The organism is Spirosoma pulveris (genome assembly GCF_054781875.1).
Window position 1 is genome coordinate 1 of record NZ_BAAGTO010000012.1, and the last position, 23658, is coordinate 23658.

The 23658-nt window shown below is 49.5% G+C and carries 11 protein-coding genes; 3 read left to right on the top strand and 8 right to left on the bottom strand.

Annotated features, from left to right (window positions below):
• Positions 1-431: 431 nt before the first annotated feature.
• Positions 432-1223, top strand: a complete 792-nt coding sequence (locus ACYVJM_RS26785; protein WP_461151297.1) for a DUF2310 family Zn-ribbon-containing protein — start codon at positions 432-434, stop codon at positions 1221-1223.
• A 179-nt stretch (positions 1224-1402) separates the two neighbouring features.
• On the opposite strand, the gene ACYVJM_RS26790 is transcribed toward ACYVJM_RS26785, so the two are convergent.
• Positions 1403-1585: a hypothetical protein gene (locus tag ACYVJM_RS26790; RefSeq protein ID WP_461151298.1), complete on the bottom strand. Its 183-nt coding sequence runs from the start codon at positions 1583-1585 to the stop codon at positions 1403-1405.
• A gap of 341 nt (positions 1586-1926) precedes the next feature.
• Positions 1927-2271, bottom strand: coding sequence for a hypothetical protein (locus ACYVJM_RS26795; RefSeq protein WP_461151299.1), 345 nt, complete (start codon positions 2269-2271; stop codon positions 1927-1929).
• 557 nt (positions 2272-2828) lie between these two features.
• On the opposite strand from ACYVJM_RS26795, the gene ACYVJM_RS26800 reads away from it, so the two are divergent.
• Complete coding sequence (locus tag ACYVJM_RS26800; protein WP_461151300.1) at positions 2829-4418, top strand: sulfatase family protein; 1590 nt, start codon at positions 2829-2831, stop codon at positions 4416-4418.
• Positions 4419-5313: 895 nt separating this feature from the next.
• The gene (locus ACYVJM_RS26805) at positions 5314-10323 is read left to right on the top strand and encodes a lamin tail domain-containing protein (RefSeq protein ID WP_461151301.1); all 5010 of its coding nucleotides are present in this window, start codon (positions 5314-5316) and stop codon (positions 10321-10323) included.
• Positions 10324-10469: 146 nt separating this feature from the next.
• Here ACYVJM_RS26805 and ACYVJM_RS26810 read toward each other — a convergent pair whose 3' ends face one another.
• From ACYVJM_RS26810 to nusA, 6 genes are all read right to left on the bottom strand, one after another.
• Positions 10470-12923: an ABC transporter permease gene (locus ACYVJM_RS26810; protein WP_461151302.1), complete on the bottom strand. Its 2454-nt coding sequence runs from the start codon at positions 12921-12923 to the stop codon at positions 10470-10472.
• A gap of 316 nt (positions 12924-13239) precedes the next feature.
• Complete coding sequence (locus ACYVJM_RS26815; protein ID WP_461151303.1) at positions 13240-15546, bottom strand: serine hydrolase; 2307 nt, start codon at positions 15544-15546, stop codon at positions 13240-13242.
• A 184-nt stretch (positions 15547-15730) separates the two neighbouring features.
• Positions 15731-17833: a BatA domain-containing protein gene (locus ACYVJM_RS26820; protein WP_461151304.1), complete on the bottom strand. Its 2103-nt coding sequence runs from the start codon at positions 17831-17833 to the stop codon at positions 15731-15733.
• Between the two features lie 70 nt (positions 17834-17903).
• Complete coding sequence (locus ACYVJM_RS26825) at positions 17904-18608, bottom strand: metallophosphoesterase (protein ID WP_461151305.1); 705 nt, start codon at positions 18606-18608, stop codon at positions 17904-17906.
• 143 nt (positions 18609-18751) lie between these two features.
• Positions 18752-22177 (bottom strand): translation initiation factor IF-2, encoded by a 3426-nt coding sequence (infB, locus tag ACYVJM_RS26830; RefSeq protein ID WP_461151306.1) that lies wholly within the window; start codon positions 22175-22177, stop codon positions 18752-18754.
• A gap of 182 nt (positions 22178-22359) precedes the next feature.
• Entirely contained in the window at positions 22360-23604 is a 1245-nt protein-coding gene (gene nusA / locus ACYVJM_RS26835) for a transcription termination factor NusA (RefSeq protein ID WP_012925815.1), read from the bottom strand.
• Positions 23605-23658: the final 54 nt, after the last annotated feature.

Sequence of the window (23658 nt, forward strand, 5' to 3'; positions counted from 1 at the left end):
TGGTCAGTCGACCCAGGTTGATCTCTTCAACCATCTGACGCATCTTGAGCTCATGCGCCTGAGTACGAAGCAAAAATAAGTGGTCCATCTGCTTAAAGTGATGGTAAACTTATTTTAGGACAAGACACTACTCTGGGTGGAAAGCGTATTTTTCGCATTTAGTCCGGATTTTTGTCGCATTTACTTCGGAAACTGACAGGTATAAAAGGGCGTTACTGCTTTCTATTTATGAAAATGTAAGCAGCATATGATTGAGGCCACCCGTAATACGGATTTGCTGAGTCCTATTCAGCGCATCAACTGCGATCGATTATCTAGCCAAATGGCCCGGCTCCTGAAATATAAAACTGGTATAAGGCGCAGGGTTTAGTCTTTGGAGTTGGCAAGCACCCAACCGCTCGCCCTCGGCGTTTAAACTTACCGCTACCACTATGTTTACTTTCGATTTAGTTGTCAACTTAGCCAGCCTCAGCTTTGATGACATTCGCTATGAGAGCGAAAACTTGCTGAGCTATTTGGGAGCGAATGGACAGATCATTAGCCAGGACTACCAATTCATCCAGGAGGGCAATCAATTAAAAATGCCGGTCATCTGTCCTCAAGCCAATTCATTGGCCACTCACTACAGCCATCCATTTGCCCTTCACTTTCAGCAGCAGTTGCAGGCCAAAACGCAGACCCCTTTGGAAATTCGGCCGACGGGCAGAGCTGCCGATTACTTAACCTATCAGGTTCCTGTTGGCTCGAGTAGTTATATTCTTTATGGGAAGGGATTTTCACCGGTTATATGCGGTGATACTTATCAGCAAATTCCACTTTATCTGTTACCGCCTTTAAATCCGGAGATGAACTCTTATCAGGACCTGAACCTATGGCATTATACCTTTCAGGCTCTTGATGACTTATGGTTGGTCAGTGATTATGGTGAGCGGTTTGCCTTGAGGCAACTTCAACAGATCGGATCACCTTTCTCTAAGCAAGGTCGAAGTTTGTGTCAGCGAATAGAAGAACTCACGGACATACCGACCTATTACTTTTTGGAGAATCGGCGTAGCTGGAGCGAAAAAAAGGATAGAGATCGAAAATGCCCCTTAACAGGCTATAACTGGTTGATTAAAGGCAGTACCTTTAATGACCTCATTAGTTTTAAGTGTGAAGCGTCCCGCCTTGTTTCTCAATTGTCCAGTATGGTGCGAACTCATCACGTTCGCAGCGTGAAGTGATTTCGTATCCGACGATCACAAGCTATTCGTCTGTAGCAAAGGAACTTCATCCCATTGGCGAGACGGGTTTTGCCCTTAAGAAAGCCTGAAACGCCAATCTGGAGAATCGCCGGGATTAACAAAGAGATCTGGCACCGGGCTTGCCCGACTAGCAGTATAGACCAACCCGGCGGCTGCGGTTACACAAAAAAATCGCCCCCGGCCGATCCTACAATAAAGCGAGATGTCGGAATAGCACTGTCAAAGCCGATGTCCGCCATGAAGAGAAAGGAAATTCCAATGCCAAAAGCCACCACATGGGGTATCGACAGATCGAAGGTGTTCCTGGCATCGAGACTAACCCGATGTTCGCCCGTTAGCATTAAGTTATTGAACTCCTGAATTTTCGCGGAGCCATCATAGATGTGGCCATTGCCTAGTACAACATTGTTGTTTCAGCGCGATTTTGCCCGAATGGAAGCAAATTTCTAATCGCACCAGGCAAAGCGGTTAAGCTATGATACAAAACCGATGGTGCATTACAGTGGCTAAAGAAAACCAATGATAAGGTGACCCCGCTCCTGCAGTACAATAAACTGCGTTACGGTGTGAGCGACTAATAAACAGAATCCGTTGATTACAGATGCGGATGCTCAAACGCCGATGCATAAGGAGGACTTATAGCAGCCAGTAAAGGTAAGTCTAACCAGTAAACCAGATAGGCTTAAGCCGCCATCATTCCATCAAACTCATGTACTTCAACCTGATCGAATAGCAGATCAGCAGGCATACGTTTAGGTTTTTTTACACTGACCAAACGGGGAAGCATACATTCCAGAAAGTACAGAAGCGGTGATTGCCCCTCCAGTTGAACCATGCGCACCGTTTCGAACCAGCTAACCGGAATCAACTGAGCCGCTTTCTTAAAGGGATGATGGGGGAAAGTAACAAAGGCCTGCTCCTGATCGGGCGTAATAAAATGAACGTAAATGTGCTGAGGCTTATCGTCGAAGGTGGGATAAGCATATTCGAACAAGCCTGACTGTGGGAAAGTAGTTGGGGTTAGCATCTTTGTTTCTGGCTTAAACCTTTAAGGGTGAAAAATTTAAAAAGAATGATACGTATACAAGTGCGAGTTACGGGAGAAAATCAACGACCAAGCTTCTTTAAGTAGGCAAACAAACAATCGTAAATGGCGGTATAAATCAGCTTGGTCATTGATTTCTATACAAAAATAATCAGGCCTTTATCCTTGCTCTATGATATCCATCAGGCAACTGTATGAGGAAAATCATAGAGCTGTGTTTACCTGGTGCCGTTGCCATCGTTTGCTCCTAACGGTAAACCTAACGAACAGCCTTTACATGTGATATAGCCTGTTCCGAAACGGAAAATCGATACCAATAAAAAGTTTAAACAGCATCCCGTTTATTAAGTAGTTAGCTGCAATTAAGTCTTTTTTGTCATGTTGGTGCAGCTGGACGACCGGTGCGGAAGCAGTCATAAAAGCCTCGATCGACTTTCGGTACCGTTACCTGCTTTGCATTTTTCGATAAAACCCACTCGTTTACACGCCTGGTTTGCTGGCACTTGCTATCAATCAGTCCTATTTAACTCGTAAAACCAATGACAAAAAAAACCGTTATTCGCTCGTTACTGGGCACGACTGCTGTGGCTTTACTACTGGCTATACCCGGTTATACGCCTATTCCACCGGATGAACCTCAACGAGATCGTTCGGCGCAACAGCGGCCCAATATTATTTTTATTATTTCCGACGACCACACCTCTCAGGCCATCAGTGCGTATGGAAGCAAGCTGGCCAAAACCCCCAATATTGACCGGATTGTCCGTGAAGGCGCAATTCTGTATAACAACGTGGTGGCAAACTCCATCTGCGGCCCCAGCCGCGCAACCTTGCTGACTGGTCAATTTTCGCACCGGAACGGCTATAAATTCAATGAGAAAGTATTCGATATTAGCCAGCCGGTATTCACCGAAGAGTTGCAGAAGAACGGTTATCAAACTGCCTGGATTGGCAAAATGCACCTGGGTAGCCTACCACACGGGTTCGACTACCTGAATATACTACCGGGACATGGGAGTTATTATAATTCGGACTTTGTCGATTCCAATAACAAGACAACCCGCCACATGGGCTACGTTACCGACGTTGTAACGAGCTTGTCCACCGACTGGCTTGATCGCCGGGATACCTCGAAACCTTTCTTTCTGGTGGTAGGCCACAAAGCGACCCACCGCGAGTGGTTGCCAGCCACCGAAGATTTGGGCGCTTACGATGATGTTACGTTTCCGTTGCCACCTACGTTCTATGATAACTACGAGGGGCGTACCGCGGCCCAGAAACAGGATATGAGTATCGATAAAACCATGGTGCTGAGCACAGATTTGAAAGTGCATGCCAATTACGACGCCAAAGGGCCCTATTCGTCCTATAACCGGTTCACCCCTGAGCAGAAAAAGCCATTTTACGACTATTACGAGAATAAAGTCAGTAAGGAGTTTGACGAAAAGAAACTGAGTGGCAAGGCTTTGGTCGAATGGAAGTACCAGCGATACATGAAAGATTACCTGTCGGTAGCGAACTCACTCGACCGCAATATTGGCAAACTGCTCGATTACATCGACAAAAGCGGACTAGCCAAAAACACGGTTGTAGTCTATACCTCCGATCAGGGCTTTTATCTGGGCGAACACGGCTGGTTCGATAAGCGGTGGATTTACGAAGAATCGCTAAAAACACCGTTTGTCATTCGGTATCCGGGCGTTATTAAACCCGGCACCCAGGTCCGCAATGTCGTGTCGAATGTCGATTGGGCACCCACGTTGCTCAACCTGACCGGTACCCGTGTTCCGGATTATGTGCAGGGCGAATCGTTCCTACCCCTGCTGACCGGCAACAAAAACACCTGGCGGAATCAGGCGTATTATCACTATTACGAATACCCGCAGCCGCACCATGTGTCGCCCCATTTTGGCTTACGCACGGCTCAGTATACACTGGCTCGGTTTTATGGCCCCGACAATTTCTGGGAACTCTATGACATTCAGAAGGACCCCAACAACCTTAAGAACCTGTACGGTCAGAAAGGATACGAGAAAGTAACGACCCTGCTCAAGAAACAGTTGAAAGAGCAAATCGTCAGGTATAAAGATAACGAAGCCCTGAAGCTGATGGACGAAATTCCGCAGTAACTGTTTCCGTAGCCAACCCGCGGAAAACCATGCAATTGCGGGTATTTCACCTAATACCTTTCAAGAAACAATAACCATAGGCTTCAGCGGACGAGTAAGTTGACTCGTCCGCTGAAGCTTACAATCAGTCTTGATCCGACCAAGGCGAGGGTAATAAGGGTTGGATACGCAGTCCCTTTTATATAGTAATTCCTGGGATGAATCCAGCCTCATGTGTATCCCGTTCCTTTAATTCAGAAGATGGTTGGCTTGGAGTGTAAAAAAACATAAAGCATCAAAGCAGAGTGTAGTTGCCTGTCAACCAGAATCATAAAGTTGTCCTTATAGACGGAAAGCACCTGTAAGTTATATCAGTATATTTACCCAAATACATATAACTAAATTTATATTTTTCGATAACTTGAGACACCGTGCATTTTACGCTAATGCATAGAATACTGGTAGATAAAACTCTTGAAACCAGCACCGATAAGAACCAGTCAACCCTCAAATTCGTATTGTTATTATTTTTTCATAACCTACTAATATACAGTTTTTTAATCAAATTTTAATCAATATTATACGTGTGGCCCTTCGTCAAACGAAGCCCCATCAAATGACGAATTACCAGCTAGTCAATTTATATATACCGCTTAATTAATTCAGATTTTACAAGAAAAAAAAACCTGTAAAATTCCAATTACGAACTAATCACGCACTAAGTATAAGCAACATAAGGGTATTTTATGGTAACTCTATGTACACAAAGTCTATATATAATTTAGTTTAAGTAGTTTTCCTAAGTTAACCGGCAGTATATTTCACTTTACTCACTTTAATCCAGACAAGAGCAGTGAAACATCCAGCACTCTGCTAATGAAATTAAATTTTCCGTTTACTATAAACACCTGGTCCCATGAAAAAAAATTACTTCCTCTTCTGTATCTTATTGCTGCTTCCCTTTTGGGTAAGTAGTCAGAACGTCACGTTCTCCTCAAGTCGGGGACTTTATGAGTCTCCCTTTCAACTCACGCTGTCCACTACATTGGCTGGCGGTACAATACGGTATACGACAGATGGTTCTGCGCCAACCCCCGCCACGGGTACCATCTACGCCGGAGCCATACCCATTACCACCACCAGCGTGGTCCGGGCAGTTGCGTATAATGGTGTAACCAGCACGAAGGTCGCTACGAATTCCTACCTGTTTTTGGCTGATGTATTAAAACAGCCGGCTACGATTAGTGGATGGCCTAACCATACTTATGCGCTTGGCTCCGGCTCGGCCACGGCGGTCCACGATTATCAAATGGACCCGACGGTTGTCAATAACCCGGCTTATAGTACGGCCATAAAAAGCGGTTTGACGTCTATTCCTACGATGTCGCTGGTGCTCAATAAGGATGACTTCTGGGACCTTTATGAAGGCGAGACGTCGCACCCTACTTCGGTAGAAATTTTCTATCCATCCGGTGCAAAGGAGCAGTTCGATTGCGAGCTGGAACCACACAGCCATAACCGGCTCAAACGCTCGCTGAAGCTCAATATAAGTTCGAGTGTTACCAGTAACTTATTGAAGGAGGCTCCGTACAACAATGCCGCTACGACTAACAAGTTCAAGGACACTAAAATTGTACTGCGCAGCGGAAACAACCGGTCCTGGGCCCGTAATTGGAATCCCGACCGGACCTGTTACACTCGTGATGAATGGTACCGGTCATCGCAACAGGTCATTTCAGCAACAGGCGGGCGGGGCACCTTTGTCCATCTGTATGTCAATGGCTTATACTGGGGGCTTTACAATCCCGTAGAGCGCACCGATAACGGCATGCTGTCTACCTATTTTGGCGGTGATTTTGCCGACTGGATGTCACTGGATCACGACGGCATCAGAGATGGCGATCCCACCCGCTTTACGTACCTCACGACTACCCTCGTCAATCAGGACATGACGGTAGCGGCTAATTACGCTAAGCTCAAGGAATACCTGGATGTCGAAAAATTCTGCGATTATTTGATTCTTACCTGGATGATGGGCATGACAGACTGGCCCGGCAACAACTTCCACGGCGGCAACCGAAACAATCCGCCCAGCCCTTTTTTCTACAACGCCTGGGACGCTGAATGGTCTTTCGACGTAACGAATGGCTCCAACGAGGGAGCCTGGGTACATCCGGAATTCAGAAATACAACGACGGGCTCGGCAACCATTGCTAAACTCTGGCATGCAGCCCGAACCAACCGGTCGTTCATGCAACTATTCGCCGACCGGGTGTATAAGCACTGCTTTAACAACGGAGGGCTCACCGATGCGGCTTCCCGGTCTCGCTGGCAGCTTATTAACCAGTACATTAACACCGCAATTATTGCCGAATCGGCCCGCTGGGGAGATGCCCTCAACGACGGAGTAACACGCACCCGCGATACCCACTGGACACCCGAAATAAACCGGGTAGACGGGCTCATGAACGGTAACGTGAACAGGCTCATTAATGCCCTTGTTGCCCAGGGCTACTACCCAACGGTTGATGCGCCGGGTTTTAACCAGGAAGGTGGTAGCATTGCGGCTGGTTTCCAGTTGGCCATGACCAACACGAACCCATCGGGTACGATCTATTATACCACCGATGGCACCGATCCCCAAACAGCCGATGGGAGCGTTGCGGCCAGCGCCAAGACGTATACCGGGCCAGTGGTGCTCAATGCCAATCTGACGATCAAAGCCAGAGTTCAAATGGGTAGTTCCTGGAGTGCGCTACACGAGGCCTCTTTTACAGTACCGGGCTTGATTACGGGCTTGTACATTAATGAATTCATGGCCAGCAACACCAAGAAGCCCGACGAGTTTGGTGAGTTTGACGACTGGATTGAAATTTATAACGCAACGGCTCAGCCGATCAACATCGGGGGTCTTTACATCACCGACGCACTGAACAACCTGACTCAGTGTCAAATCCCCACCACCAATCCGGCGCTGACAACTGTTCCAGCTAACGGATATCTGCTTTTGTGGGCAGATGGACAGCCTAGTCAGGGGCCTTTGCACGTGAACCTTAAGCTAAGTAAAGGCGGAGAAGCCATCGGGTTATCGCAAATGCTGGGCTCCACGCCCACGCTGCTGGACTCGTATACGTTCGGGGCTCAGCAGGACGATGTATCGACGGGTAGATTCCCCGATGGCAGCCCTACATTCAGGACGTTTGTTTCCCCAACGCCAGGGAGCAAAAATATGATCCCTTTCCGGTCTAATCTGTTCATCAATGAGTTCGCTGCCGTGAATCAGACCGGCGGTGCGGACGAAGCCGGAGAGCGCGATGCCTGGCTGGAGATATACAATAATAATAGCGATCCCGTTAACATTGGGGGGATGTACCTTACCAACACCTTCGGCACACCTTCCCTTTGGAAAATACCGACGACCAATGCGGCCCTGACAACCATTCCGGGCAAAGGCTTTCTAAGACTATGGGCCGATAACCAACCGGCTCAAGGTGTCTTGCATCTGGGCTTCAATCTAAGCCCAGCAGGTGGTCAACTGGCCTTAACGGATATTGTTGGCCCCGACGCTTCGCTGGTCGATTCCTTGAGTTATGGCCCCCAAACGGCGGATGTATCGAGAGGAAGGTACCCGGATGGCAGCAAACAGTTCAAGTTTTTTCCGACCCCATCGCCCGGCGCTACCAATACACTTCCTCTGTTATCCGGTATTTTTATCAATGAATTTATGGCCAGCAATTCCAGACTGGCAGACGGGTTTGGTGAATTCGATGACTGGATCGAACTGTATAATAGCGGCACTCAGGCCGTCGATATTGGCGGAATGTATATTACCGACGACCTCACAAAACCGCTAAAGTACCAGATTCCTTCGTCCCAACCGGGTCAAACGACTATTCCTCCGAAAGGCTTCCTGTTGCTTTGGGCCGATGAGCAGCCTGCGCAGGGTGTGCTGCATGTAGGCATTAAACTGAGCGCGGGTGGCGAACAGATTGGTCTCTTCCAGCCAAATGGACTGAATGTAGCCGTCCTGGATTCGCTAACCTTTGGCGCGCAGACGATAGATGTATCGAATGGGCGACAATTGGACGGGGCTACTCCTTTCGTAAGTTTTACCGCTTCTACCCCGAACGCTACCAACAATCCGGTGCCCGTAGGTCCGCAGGTTACGACGTTAACCCTTATTAATGCCGATTCGGATCTGCCAATCCGGGAATTGGTGGCCAATGATGTACTGAATCTGGCAACCCTACCCACCCGCAACCTCAACATCCGGGCCAACACCAACCCTACTACGGTGGGCAGTGTTAAGCTCAGTCTTAGCGGTAGTCAGAACCAGAACGTCACTGAGACCGTCGCCCCTTACTCCCTGTTCGGCGATGTGGCGGGTAACTTTAACGCCTGGGTGCCGCCGGTAGGCAGCTACACCCTGACAGCCACCCCCTACACCGGCCCGGCAGCGACCGGCACAGCAGGTACCCCGCTCACGATGAGCTTCTCCGTAGTTGACCAAACGCCAATAACACCCGGTCAGCTAGCACTCGTCAGTTTTAGTTTGATGAACGCCGACACCGAGCAGGAAATTAAACTACTCACGCCCGATGAACAGCTTAACCTGGCAACCCTACCTACCCGCAACCTCAACATCCGGGCCAACACCAACCCCGCTACGGTGGGCAGTGTTAAGCTCAGTCTTAGCGGTAGTCAGAACCAGAATGTCACTGAGACCGTCGCCCCTTACTCCCTGTTCGGCGATGTGGCGGGCAACTTTAACGCCTGGGTGCCGCCGGTAGGCAGCTACACCCTGACAGCCACCCCCTACACCGGTGCTGGAGGCACCGGCACGGCAGGCACTCCGCTCACGATGAGCTTCTCCGTAGTTGACCAAACGCCAACAACGCCCGGTCAGCTAACACTCGTCAGTTTTAGTTTGATGAACGCCGACACCGAGCAGGAAATTAAACTACTCACGCCCGATGAACAGCTTAACCTGGCGACCTTGCCCACCCGCAACCTCAACATCCGGGCCAACACCAACCCCGCTACGGTGGGCAGCGTTAAGTTCAGTCTTAGCGGTAGTCAGAACCAGAACGTCACTGAGACCGTCGCCCCCTATGCCCTGTTCGGCGATGTGGCGGGCAACTTTAACGCCTGGGTGCCGCCGGTAGGCAGCTATACCCTGACAGCCACCCCCTATACCGGCCCGGCAGCGACCGGCACGGCAGGCACTCCGCTCACGATGAGCTTCTCCGTAGTTGACCAAACGCCAACAACGCCCGGTCAGCTAACACTCGTCAGTTTTAGTTTGATGAACGCCGACACCGAGCAGGAAATTAAACTACTCACGCCCGATGAACAGCTTAACCTGGCGACCTTGCCCACCCGCAACCTCAACATCCGGGCCAACACCAACCCCGCTACGGTGGGCAGCGTTAAGTTCAGTCTTAGCGGTAGTCAGAACCAGAACGTCACTGAGACCGTCGCCCCCTATGCCCTGTTCGGCGATGTGGCGGGCAACTTTAACGCCTGGGTGCCGCAGGTAGGCAGCTATACCCTGACAGCCACCCCCTACACCGGTGCTGGAGGCACCGGCACAGCAGGCACTCCACTCACGATGAGCTTTTCGGTTGCGGACCAGGCTCCAACAGGACGTTTAGCCGCAGTGGGTCAGGAACTCTCGCAGGATATACAGGTCAGGTACTACCCGAATCCTTTTTCAGAATCGTTTACTGTGCTATTGCTGGGTCAGTCATCGGCTAAAGTACCCCTGCTTATTTATGATGCGTACGGTCGTGTGGTCTTGCAAAAGGAAGATACCGACTCCGAGCAGGTGCTTCGTCTGAGCAGCGGTTTTGCACCCGGTTTATACCTGCTGCAGGTAGGAACAGGGGCGCGGGCCAAACGCTATAAACTGATCAAAACCCAGTAAAGAGTAACCTGTTAATACCTGTACCAGGAATAGCGTTTGACAGATAGCCCGAGAGATTGTTCCGTCAAAAAAGTTTTTTCTGAACGGTTCGTCTCGCTATCTGTCAAACGCTTTCCGTAGTAGTCGGAATCTGCCGATCTGCTTTTTTATTCGCTCTTTAGAATTTTTGCCGGGTTACTCTTCGCGGCCTTTATCGTCTGCGATCCGATCATAACAAAGGCGATTAACAAGACCACCAGCAGGCCCACGAACAACTCAATAAACCGCACAGGCGTGTGATACGGAAACCGGGCGAGTACAACATTCTCGAAGAATAGATATGTGACAGGCAGTGCGAGGAATGCTGCTAGCGAAAGCTGTACGAGAAAACCGCGGCTCAACAAGTAGATCAAATTGGCCGGGCTTGCGCCCATCACTTTGCGGATGCTGATTTCTTTTAGTCTTGTCTGGGTGGTAAATACCACCATGCCGAACAAGCCCATCGATGCGATCGAAATGGCGAGAAAGGAAAGGAAACCAACAATCTTGATCATAGCGGAAAATTCGCTGTAGGCGTCTTCAATTTCCTGTTCATAGAATTTAGCCTGAAAAGGATGCACTCGATCGATTTTCTTCCATACAGCTTCGATCCGGGCTCTGGTTGCCAACAGGTCTTTGCTTTGTATTTTGGCGTTGATGATAGCCCTGTCTTCCGGTGTCCAGAACATGAAGGCTACGGGCTCAATGAGGTTGTCGACCTTGCCATAGTGAAAGTCTTTTATGACACCAACAATGGTCATCCGGCGGGTTCCGTGGAAGCTTGTGAAGGTGATCTCCTCCCCGATGGCTTTCTGGGGGTCATTGGTGCCAATGTTAAACCGTTTTAAGACTTGCTGGTTCACGATCACTTCGGTGGCGGCTGCGGTTGTTGTGGGCCGTGCCTTGAAATTACCCCCGGCTATGAGTTTGTATTCATGCAGAGGCAGGTAGTTCTCATCGACGTGGTTGGTCAGGACCAGCGCAGAATCGCGTGACTCCCTGTATTTCATATAGCCACCCCAGGCATTCCCAACGCTGGTGATTATCAGCGACCGTGACAGTCCCGTCACTTCCGGTATCGCGCTAAGTTCCTTAAGAAGCACATCGGGTTTGTTCCCCTGCATATTGATGTTCAGGATGTTTTCCGTGTTGAATCCCAAATCGAAGGCCAGTATGTTTTTGTATTGCACATAGCCAACGGCAGTTGTTGTAATAAAGAGCAGCGTGAGTGTGTATTGAATGACCACCAGAGAGCGTCGGAGCGCTCCGTATCTAAATGATTTCACCGATCGCCCTCCCGGACCGGACACGTTGCGTAGCGCATTAATTGCACTGATTTTCGAGAAGTATAAGGCGGGCATGAAGCCGGCAATCACCCCAACAGTGACTGAAAAGACGACAAAAGCTACCACCATCGAGGGCGTGAGCTCGAGCTTCACCATGCGCTGCATCTCCGGAGCCAGGTTGATCAGCAACGGCCGAAGGAAGAGAAAGATAACACAGGAAAGAACGAGGGCGGCCAGTGAAATCATGACGGCCTCCACTAAAAACTGGTGCCATACCTGACTTTTTTCGGCACCAATCGCTTTCCGAAGGCCTACTTCCTTGAAGCGACGTATGGCGCGTGCCATTGAAAGATTGGCGTAATTGAAACAGGCCGACAGGATCACAACGAGCGCAAGCCCGCCGAGCAGCCAAAGCACAACTGGAGGCATGTGAGGGCCAACAGAACCGGAACCACCCTCAGAACGACGCAACGTTTCTCCCACCACGATCTTGTGTAATGGAAGAAGTTCAAGTTCAATTTTCGTATCTTCTTTAGCAAGATTTTCTTCGCTGGCCAGGGCGTTGAGCTGCAACTGGATAGACGCCATATCCGCATCTTCCGGTAACAGGAGGTATACGTAGTTGGACGACATGCTTGTCCAGTTTTCGAAATTCCGGTCGTTCCGGTTGAGTTGTGCCGCTGTCGAGAGCGACACAAGCGCTTCGAAGTTGATGTGCGAAAAGAAGGGAACGTCCTTCATGACACCAGTCACCTGGTACTGGAGGGTATCGAATTTGATCGCTTTGCCGAGCGCCGATTCGTTGCCGAATAGTTTTTGAGCCGCCGTTTCCGTAAGCACAATCGAATAGGGGTCTTTCAAGGCCGTTTCGGGGTTGCCTTCCAGCATCTGAAAAGAAAAAACCCGAAACAGCGACGGTTCCGCCCAGAAGCCTTTGATAGGGAGGATTTTGTCGTCAACCCTGGCATCCTGCGAAAAGTCGGTGCGGAGAATAGCCACTTCCTCAATGCCGTTCACTTTCTGCCGGATCAGCTTTCCGGTCTTTATCGATGTTGTTGCGAACTTGCCTGTAGAAGGTGATCGACTTTGTTGACGATTAGCCGTCAGTACATTGGTAATGCGATAGATGCGTTCACCATTTTTGTGAAACCTGTCGTACGAATGCAGGTCGAGCACAAACGCGATCAGCAGTAACCCAACGGACATGCTAATGGCAAGGCCTATTATATTGATGAACGAGAACAGCTTGTTGCGCAGTAAATTACGTCTCGATGTTTTGATGTAGCTTCCAATCATGATCCAGTTAGTAGAAAGGGTTACAGACGATGGTCTTCGTACCGTATGCCTGCAAGAGAGACTCACAGTACCTATACTGTAAATCAATTTCCTACGCTGCGGCTCGATGAATTAGACATTCCTCCCGACGTATTCGCTTTAAATGCCTAAGTGACCTGAAGCAAAAGTACCGGGCTGCTATACGTAATGTGAAAAAATGGGATGAATTGACCTAAAAATGGGACGAAGAGCCGAAAGTGTCCCGCTGTGTGATCATGCAATTAAGTTACCTGACGTAACCTTACCTAACCAAGGCAGGTTACGCCAGGCAATTTGATTAAGCAGGCTGGGAACGCTTGCTGGTCATGCGTGCAGAAGCGGCTTGCTGCATCATGGTAATCATGGTATCCTGTTCGAGTTTATGTGTTCCTCCAACCTGTTGTACCATTTTCGGCAATTTGATCTGGCTGGCCTTGCCGATCGAGCCGTTCTGGCCCGTCACGAAAGGAGCCATCTGGTAGTTGTTAAAGAGATCTGTTGTTCCCCAATCGTGGGCCTGTGCAACGCCCATGACGCTGGCTGGGTCTACTTCCCACCAATTGCCTTGCCCATCGATATTCCGCAACCAGTCGGTCTTCACATCACTCTGACCAACACTGTTACAGGCAATAACATAGCCAAAGTCTCCGGAACCGAACTCAAAGCTGGTCGAGTGACTGGGCAGCCAGCCCCCTTTGGCTCCTCTAAAGTTACCGGCCGCAAGAATAGGCTGTGACCCATCGACCTGGCTCCCCCAATCGAACCCGTGGTAGCCGTGGACCTGCGCATCGGGATCCGGGTTGGTGTTGGTCTGGGTTGCCTTGATAGTTTGCTCAAACCACTGCTTTAACGTCGTTTCAGAGAAGACGGCATTGGGGTTGCGTACGCCAAGGGCAGACAGTAACCGGGCTATGTCGGTAACAGCGGCAGAAAGCCCTCCGCAACCGTCAAAAACTTCATAGTTATCACCCCCGTACTGCTGGGGAACCAGGGGGTGGTCATCGGACATCGAACTTTTCGTGAACCAGAGTGAGGGCGGGTAATCATTGTATTTGCCGGGTTGATCCGCTTTTGGAGTCGGATCAAGGTTGACGACGTGGTACCGGGCTTCATCCAGAGCCTGAGCAGTCTGCAAACTGCGCGAGCCCCGCACACGAGTGATCTGCAAAGGTGTCAGAACCAGTTTGGTCAATGCGTCTTCAAACGTATTGGTATTGGCCAGTGCCGCAACAACCTGACTCAACATGAAATAATCCACGTTACCATAGTTCACGTTTGTTGTATCGCCGGGGTCTTTTTTACCTAACTTCTGGGCGGCAATAAACGACGCGAGCTGGGCCGGTTTGCCAGGCAACGGGCTCTTGAACGCTGCCGCAGCCTCCTGATGCCACCAAAGCCACCCCTGATTGATAGACGATATACTTTCCAGCAAATGCCGGATGGTGATGTCCTTAAACCGATCGTCGGCAGGTGCTTTGCCATCCGGTGTTTTCAGATTCAGGACGGCCTGCATGGTTGTATCCAGCGAGAAACTACTTCCATTGGGTAACTTGGTCCCCAGTTGAATCAGGCGATAAATAGCGGCTGCAACAAAGAGTTTGGAAACACTCGCCTGACGAAACAAGGTAGTTTCTTTGTGGATCGGGTAACCAGGTTCGGCCAAGGTGTAGCCTCGCGCGTACACTAATCGTGTTCCTTTTGTAATAGCTAATGAACATCCCCGCATAGCGTGATCCTTCATGAACTTAAGCACAGCGTCGTCAATGCCTTTTACCGTCGGCGATCCCTGAATCGTTGTCGTCACGGTAGGTACCCGTTCAATAGGTTGTTCGCGATCGGCGAAAATGGCGGAGTAACGGACATTGGAACCACTACCTTCCGCAGTTACGCAGATGGGGCACCGTCCGGCCGCTACCTGCTGGTTAAACTCCTGTTGGTACCCATCTCCGGTCAGGTTAGTCCGCGAAGCCCAGCTCCCTACCACATTGTCAACAAATAAGCCGAAAAACCGGCTACCGGGGGCCATTGCGACCACAGTGGGACGGGCACCCTGAGCAGTGATGGCGTTAAAGATTGCCTGTCGGGTAGGCAGATCGCTTAGACGGCTGGCGGCTTCGATGTTCCAGGCAAGCCTTGCGGTATTGCGGTGCCATACGGTCACGATCTGTGTATTGGCGGGGATACCATAAGCATCCATCCAAACCGGATAGTAGCCGTCGCGCCAAAAATCGTAATGTAGGTTTAGTAACTGATCGCCCGTTCCTAAGATGCCGTATCGAACAATCGGTTTTTCGGACATGGGCCGAAAGGAAGCCGCAAATACCGGATTGTCAACGGTACCGGTAGCCGTTACCAGATACGCCCCCAGCCCTTGCTTCCACATGGAATCAATCGTTTCGGAAAACTGCGTTTTGTTCATGGTAAAGAACTGCCGGTCGGTATGAACAGCCGGTCGCTTAACCATTACGGCCGCAAAAAGAGGGTTGTTGGCATCGCCATAAATACATAACGACGAGGTGCGGTAGCCAGCTGCAGCCGCTTTGTCGGTTTCTGACTTGTGGTTGTTCAGGTCACGACCATGCCAGGCAATGAAATCAAAAGCCATAAAGAGAAAAGGTAAGGAATTGATGAGTAACTGAAAATAGTAAGTCCATCAAGGTAATCATTACCTTTCTCCGGCGTAAACACCTGTTCGATTGCGGTCATGCTCTTTATTAACCGGTCGTGCCGGTGCCGGGTTGAGCAAATCCGCTACCTATGACTCGCCCTATCAAGTTACGAACGGCCATCTATCCCTTCATAAACCGCACGAGTCCAACCTCCAGCAACATGAACGCGAGTGCTGCTATGAGAAAATACTTCCATAGACTTTTGCCCAGATTTTCCTGTTCAAGTACCTGAACAAAATCACCGTCCTGTATGCTATCGAATATTTCGACGTTCGATTGGCTGGCAAAAACTTTACGCAGTTCGTCAGCCGAGTAAAAACTCATCGTCGACTCCTGATTGCCGTGATTAAAGGCTAGTAATCGTTCAGTTTTGTCATTCAGGCGCAGTTCATAGTAACCCGCTTCAACCTCCTGGCCAGCCGCTAGCTCGTTGCTTTTTGGCATTTCGAGCTGAAGTTGATTACCAACGATCCGCTGTATCGGAATAATTTCCAGCTTATCATGTTTCAGTTTATAAACAGCTTTTTCGGATGGATTGCTAACCGAAATAGTAACCAAATTATCGTCGAACGAGTAGGCCGTACGTTGAGCCCGGACGCTCAGGGCCGCCATTTTATACATAATTGGCACGAATAAGGCGTGTTCAGCCAGATTCCCATACGTCGAGGCTAATGGACTGGCCAGCATATAGACATTTCCCTGCCGGGAGGTTGTTCCGCCACTTAACTTTGTTTGGGTAAGTAATGGGCTTCCATCACGCAGACTCAGCAACCGCTGTCCTGAACTCCACCGCCAAACGGGCGCAGCCGTGGGCATGTTCAATGGCTCAGACTGATAACTCTGCTGGAAAACATCCTGAAAAAATGGATTGCGTCGATCGGGATCAGCCACAGGAAGTGTCGTTGGTGTGGTGCCCGGTGCACCGGCTACCTGAACTGTACCAACTCCCAGCGCCTGTAAAAAAGGATTGTATGTAGTACTGTTAGGATTAGCAGGAGGAATGATAGCCAAGCTTCCACCCTGCCGTACAAAACGCTCCAGTTCCGTACGCAGCGTACCATTTACGTCCGCCACCCCTTCCAGCACAACCAGATCCGTTTCCTTCAACTGGCCGACGTCAAAATTTTGTACGCTGAAACTCTGCCGGATAAACAAACTGTCGTTCGAATAAACGGCATTGATGTAGTCCGATGTTCGATCTGCCGGTCCTGACTTCTGCTCATACAGATGTAATATCCGTACGGCTGGAGACGCTTCGATAACGAAGAAATACTGATTGTCGAACGTGATCGGGTAATCTTCAAAAACAATACGCCCCCGGTGATACCCTTTTGATGTTACATTGAAATTGAGCGCAACCGTTGCCGATCCATCAGGTGCCAGCGTCGCCGTGGCGGTCGACGTCTGCGTATCATCAAGATATAGGCGTACGGGTAAATTTTTGACGTTTTCCCGGCCAGCGTTGTTCAATTTTACATTCAGGCTGTTATTCTGCATCTCCCGAATAAACGGTGTACTGAGCCAGACCGAGTCGACATACACGTTCTTGGTAGGCTGTGCATCGAGCGGTACAATGAACAGTCGGTCGGTCGTGTCAATTTTCAGTTTGGATAAATCCCCCGCAGTGCTTTTTTGAAAGTCGGAAAACCAGAACAACTGGTTACGACCACCGGGATTAAGGGAACTGAGCAAGTTACGCTGCCGTCGATAAACGGTTTCGAGGTTACGTGGTGTATGCGCAAATCGAATAGATGTTACGCGGTCGCGAACGGCCTCGGCGGTTCCGGCCTGCTGTTCAGCCACGGAAAAATCGTTGGTTAGTAGCTGGAGTGATGTCGCATTCCTGAATAACGTCAGCAACTCATCCAGTTTACTTATGGCAATATCGAGGTATCGCTTCGTATTGCGTTCATTCTGCATACTGAATGAATTATCGACATATAAGCTTGTTACGCCCTGACGCGACAGACCTAACTTATTTTTACTGGGAATAAATGGTTGTGCAAACGCCAGCACCAGACAGGCCAGGAACAGACAACGGCAGGCCAGGATGAGCCAGTGCTTCAACCGTCGAAACGACTTCGTTTCTGTTTGAACTGTACGCAGCAAGGCCACATTCGAGAAGAAAACCCGCCTTGTCCGTCTAAAATTAAACAGGTGAATGGCAATCGGGACGGAGACCGACAACAAACCAAGCAGAAAAGAAGGATAGAGAAAATTCATTCAGGGTATTTGCGGGGCAGTTTTCTTAATAACGGCCTTATACGGCCCTTTCGTTTCTTCAGTCCCTAAGTTAGTCAGGGATTATGACTTCATAAAATGCCGTTTTCGATTGTAAAATATCAGTATAAGTAATAGAGCCGCTTTCCCCATATATTGTTGAGAAATTGGAAACGGGTGTATGGCCCACCACCTGCTGCAACCCCATCAGGAAATCAACAGACGTTTCGGTACGGTCCGCCCAAATCGGCCCTCCATAAGCATTCGCCCCCCCCCGTTTCGGTCCAACTTCAAAAAGCAGGTTTCGAAAAGGCATTTCATGTCTGTGAGCTTCATTCAATAATCCGGCCAGATTACAAGCCGATGTACATTCATTTGACCTGCTACCTGTTTTTACAAGAAAATGCGCCAGCCATTTTTTGGTTACGCCAGCGTGCGAGAACAGATAATCCCTTTCCTGGTGAGCAATTTGGAAGAAGCTGGCATTCATCCTAAACAATGAACTTAATTGAGGCTGCGCCCGCTCTCGAAAGCCAGAACATCGATAATGTGGAAAATGCAGGTATTGCGCATCGTGGTTACCAAGTAGTAAAACAACCTTATCTGGGTTTTGGTGTTTGAGCCAGATAAGGTCAAGAAGATTTCCGTAGATCGTCTCGTCATCAAAGACATGACTATCGGTGTAATCGCCAAGGAAAATAACCCGATCATATTGGTCAATGTTAGCTTCCTTCCATACTGATCGCCCGTGAAGATCACTAATGGTGAGTAATTTCATACAATTGATTTCAGGTTGAAAAGGTACAAAAAAGCCCTAACAGGAAACCTGTCAGGGCTAATAACTAACCAAGATTTTAATTGAATTTAAGCGATTGGGATTACTGAGACTAGTTCCTGAATATTACTTAAATCCGGTTAAAATTAAAGTGTGCGCTTCACTTCTTTCAATTCGAAGCTTTCGATCACGTCACCAACTTCGATGTCGTTGAAGTTTCTAATACTCAGACCACATTCGTAGCCGAACTTCACTTCACTAACATCTTCCTTGAAACGCTTCAGTGCGCTGATTTCACCTGTATGCACGACAATGAAATCGCGGATGATTCGAATTTTGTTGTTCCGCTTAATATTTCCTTCGGTCACGTAACAACCTGCTACCGTACCCACTTTACTAATCTTGAAGACATCACGAACCTCAATATTACCAACGATAACTTCTTCTACAGTTGGTGCAAGCAGCCCTTCCATAGCGTCTTTAACTTCGTTGATCGCATCGTAGATGATGGAGTAGAGACGAATCTCAATTTGCTCCTGTTCCGCTAACTTCCGGGCACTTGCCGATGGTCTCACCTGGAAACCAACGATAACCGCATCCGAAGCCGATGCCAGCAGAACGTCCGATTCGGAGATCTGACCAACGGCCTTGTGAATGATATTCACTTGAACCTCCTCTGTAGAGAGATTTAACAGCGAATCTGACAAGGCTTCTACTGAACCATCTACGTCACCTTTCACAATCACGTTCAACTCTTTGAAGGTACCGATTGCTTTCCGGCGACCGATTTCTTCGAGAGTAATGTGTTTACGGGTACGTAATGTCTGCTCACGCAGCAATTGCTCCCGTTTGTTTGCAATTTCGCGGGCCTCACGGTCCGTTTCCATTACATTGAACTTGTCACCAGCTTGTGGTGCACCAGGCAGACCTAAAATCTGTACCGGTGTTGATGGGCCAGCCTCTTTGATTCGTTCACCACGGTCATTCGTCATTGCCCGGATGCGACCGTAATGGGCACCCACCAGCATGATATCACCCTGATGCAGTGTACCATTCTCGACCAGTACCGTAGAAACATAGCCACGGCCTTTATCAAGAGACGCTTCAATAACCGTACCCAATGCCCGGCGCGATGGGTTGGCTTTCAGTTCAAGCAGCTCGGCTTCGAGCAGTACTTTTTCGAGCAGATCGTCAACGCCCATTCCCGATTTAGACGAAATTTCCTGTGCCTGGTATTTACCACCCCATTCTTCAACGAGCATGTTCATAGCGGCCAGTTCAGTCCGAATCTTCTCGGAATCAGCACCCGGTTTGTCTACCTTCGAGAAAGCAAAGACAATCGGTACACCAGCTACCTGAGCATGATTGATAGCCTCACGCGTTTGGGGCATGATGCTGTCGTCGGCAGCAATTACGATAATAACAACGTCCGTTACCTTTGCTCCCCGTGCACGCATGGCCGTAAAGGCTTCGTGACCCGGTGTATCCAGGAACGTAATCATCCGATCGTCGCTGTGTTTAACACTATAAGCACCAATGTGCTGTGTAATACCACCAGCTTCACCTGCCGCAACCTTAGCACGACGGATGTAGTCAAGTAACGATGTTTTACCATGGTCAACGTGACCCATAATGGTCACAATTGGTGCCCTTGGCTGTAAATCGTCCGGTGCATCAACTTCCACATCAATACCAGCCTCGGTTTCATCTTCAGCCGATATAAATTGGACATCGTAGCCAAATTCGTCGGCAATAACCGTAATCGCTTCAGCGTCTAACCGTTGGTTGATCGATACGAACATACCCAAGTTCAAACAAACCGAGATAACTTCATTGATCGACACGTCCATCAGCGAGGCCAGGTCATTGGCTGATACAAATTCGGTAACCTTCAGAATTTTTGCTTCCAGTTCCTCCTGTTCGTTCAGCAAACGACGATCTTCTTCGCGCTGGCTCCGGCGATCACGTCGACGGTCGGCACCACGGTTTGGCGTGTTACCCCGCATCCGGGCGTTCGTCTGCTGAATAGCCTTTTGAACGTCGGCCTGAGTTGGCGCTTCACGACGACCACTACCGCCACGGTTGGCATTATTGCCAGTTCCACCGCGATTGGCATTGCCGCTGCCACCTCGATTTGCGTTGTTGCTGCCACCACCCGAACGGTTATTGGCATTGGTATTTGTATTTGACTGTCCAGATCGGTTGGCATTATTAGTACCTCCCTGATTCTGACCAGTGCCACCCGCACGGTTAGCTGGTGCTGCCGTACGATCGTTTTGACCTTGCCCCTGCGGACGATTACCATCACGTGGCGTAGCTTCTCGCTGACCGTTTACCTGATTGCGGTCGCCTTGTGGACGATCGCCCTGGGCACGATTTGCGGGACCGCGGTCGCCCTCACGCGGAGGCCGGTTGCCGCCCTGACCCTGTGGTTGCCCACTAGCCTGGTTTGGCTGGTTAGGATTGCTTCCTCCCTCGCGACCACCACGAATGCGCTTACGTTTTCCTTTCTTGTCGGCGTTATTGTTACCACCCTGACGCGGGTTATTAACTGGCAACTCAATCTTACCCAGAATTTTCAATCCGCCTAACTGGTGGCTACCAGCCGCCCGGATTGTTTCCGTAGACGCGTCTGGTTCGTCAGCAGAAGCAGCCGGTGCTGGTTTAACGGGCTGGGCTTCCTGTTTCGGTGGATTAGCCTGATTAGCTGGCCGGTTTTCCTTTTGTTTCTCTTTAAAAGCGGGCTTAGAGGCTTCCACAGGAGTTGAAACGGGTGTGGGCGCTGGTTGTTGTGGTGCAACTACCGGAGCCACTGGCGCAGTTTGAACAGGCGCAGGCTTAGGTTCAACTGCAACTGGTTTAGGGGCTTCTACTGGTGCAGTATCTTCCTTAACAACTGCAACTGGCGGTGCCGTAACCACAGGGGCGGATGCCGGGGTTGGTTTTACCTCAGCAGGCGGTGCCTGTACTGCTTTAGGCACTTCAGCAACAGGCGGTGCAGGTTGTGCAACAACAGGTTTGGGCGCTTCTACAGAAGCAGGCACCGATGCACGTTCTTCCGGCTGTTTTGATTCAACCGGCGGAGCTGCAACAGGCTTGGCAACTTGTGGCTCCGGGGCTTTCGCCTGTGGAACAGGCTGGGGCTGCGGAGTTGAAGGCTTTGCGTTCAAATCAATTTTACCCAGTACTTTCAGGCCTGGCAAACCGGTCTGAGCGGTTTGTGGTGCTGGCTCCACCGGAGCTGTCTTGGGTAAATCAGCCGGAGCTGACTCTGGTTTGTTTTCAACAATCGGACGTCTCGCGTCATCACGACGGTACAGAACGACATCCTCCTCCTGACGACGCGGTGGCTCGGCGGCTACAACCGGCGGTTCAGCCCGGCGAGTTCCGTTCAGGAGTTCCGTAGATTTATACTCCTTCGCTAACACCTCCAACTGTTCTGTGTTGATTTTGGTGTTAGGATTAATCTCAACCTTAAACCCTTTGGCAGACAGACTACTCGCAACAGAGGAAAGCCCTTTGTTGAGAATTTTTGCCACTTGGCTCAGGCGCATTGACTTTTCTTCTGCCATACTTCGGTTTATATTCGGCAAATTTAATAGGTGTTGGTAAGGTATGAACACCAGTTCCAACAATAAAAATCCCTCATTCTTATAATGAAGAGTGAAAAGTTGAGAATGAGTGCTAAAAGATCCTTAAAGCCCTTCTCATTCTTACCATTCACCACACGGGTAACCCCGTCTTCATTACTTACTTATTCAAACTCTTGTTTCAGGATATTCAAAATTTCTTCGACGGTATCTTCTTCAAGATCTGTCCGGCGAACCAGTTCCTCTTTGTTCAGGGCCAGTACGCTTTTAGCCGTATCCAGACCTACTTTCCGAAGTTCCTGAATCATCCACTCGTCAATCTCATCCGAGAACTCCATCAGGTCGACGTCTTCATCGTCTTCCTGACCTTCGTTGTCCCGGAATACGTCGATTTCCATGTCTACCAACCGTCCGGCAAGCTTAATGTTCTGACCACCTTTACCAATGGCCAGCGAAACCTGATCTGGTTTCAAGAAAACAGATACGCGTTTGGTTTCCCGGTCAATCTGCATTGAGCTGATTTTAGCCGGACTCAATGCCCGACTGATGAGCAGTTCAAGATTCTCCGTGTAATTGATAACGTCGATGTTCTCGTTACCCAGTTCACGTACGATACCATGGATCCGCGACCCTTTCATACCTACGCAGGCACCAACGGGGTCAATCCGGTCGTCGTACGATTCAACGGCAACTTTTGCCCGTTCGCCCGGCTCCCGCACAATTTTACGAATGGATATCAGGCCATCGTATATTTCGGGCACTTCAATCTCAAACAGGCGCTCTAAAAAGACAGGCGACGTACGTGACAGCACAATTTTAGGCGTGCCGTTCAGCATATCCACCCGGCTGATAACCGCTTTGACCGGCTCGCCCTTGCGATACCGATCCTTGGAAATCTGCTCGGTGCGGGGCAAGCTCAATTCGTTGCTCTCTCCATCGACCAGAATAATTTCGTGCTTCAGCAACTGATACACTTCCGCAGTCACCAAATCACCAACCTGGTCTTTATACTTCTGATAAAGGAGTTCTTTCTCCATGTCCTTTATCTTCTGGATGAGTGTTTGGCGGGCGGTTTGAACTACCCGACGACCAAAATCATCCAGCTTTACTTCTTCGGCAACCTGTTCGCCTACCTCAAAGTCGTCCTGAATTTTACGAGCTTCGGCCAGGGGGATTTTATCATAATCCCAAATGTCTTCCGAATTATCATCAACAATTTCGCGCGTCCGCCACATTTCGAGATCACCACTTTCAGCGTTGATGATCACGTCGAAATTTTCGTCGGTACCATATTTCTTGCGAATCATGGTCCGAAAAACATCTTCCAGAATAGCGATCATGGTAGGCCGATCAATGTTCTTCGACCGGGCAAAATCAGCAAACGATTCAATTAATAGTCCACTGGTCATTTTCGTGTTTTGTCAATAGTCGACAGTCGATGTTAGTAATCGTTCGTGAATGTA

Coding starts and splice junctions, on each gene's coding strand:
- ACYVJM_RS26800 (WP_461151300.1), top strand. CDS start 2,829: ATGACAAAAAAAACCGTTATTCGCTCGTTACTGGGCACGACTGCTGTG.
- ACYVJM_RS26805 (WP_461151301.1), top strand. CDS start 5,314: ATGAAAAAAAATTACTTCCTCTTCTGTATCTTATTGCTGCTTCCCTTT.
- ACYVJM_RS26825 (WP_461151305.1), bottom strand. CDS start 18,608: ATGAAATTACTCACCATTAGTGATCTTCACGGGCGATCAGTATGGAAG.
- infB (WP_461151306.1), bottom strand. CDS start 22,177: ATGGCAGAAGAAAAGTCAATGCGCCTGAGCCAAGTGGCAAAAATTCTC.
- ACYVJM_RS26795 (WP_461151299.1), bottom strand. CDS start 2,271: ATGCTAACCCCAACTACTTTCCCACAGTCAGGCTTGTTCGAATATGCT.
- ACYVJM_RS26815 (WP_461151303.1), bottom strand. CDS start 15,546: ATGGCTTTTGATTTCATTGCCTGGCATGGTCGTGACCTGAACAACCAC.
- ACYVJM_RS26790 (WP_461151298.1), bottom strand. CDS start 1,585: ATGCTAACGGGCGAACATCGGGTTAGTCTCGATGCCAGGAACACCTTC.
- ACYVJM_RS26785 (WP_461151297.1), top strand. CDS start 432: ATGTTTACTTTCGATTTAGTTGTCAACTTAGCCAGCCTCAGCTTTGAT.
- ACYVJM_RS26810 (WP_461151302.1), bottom strand. CDS start 12,923: ATGATTGGAAGCTACATCAAAACATCGAGACGTAATTTACTGCGCAAC.
- ACYVJM_RS26820 (WP_461151304.1), bottom strand. CDS start 17,833: ATGAATTTTCTCTATCCTTCTTTTCTGCTTGGTTTGTTGTCGGTCTCC.
- nusA (WP_012925815.1), bottom strand. CDS start 23,604: ATGACCAGTGGACTATTAATTGAATCGTTTGCTGATTTTGCCCGGTCG.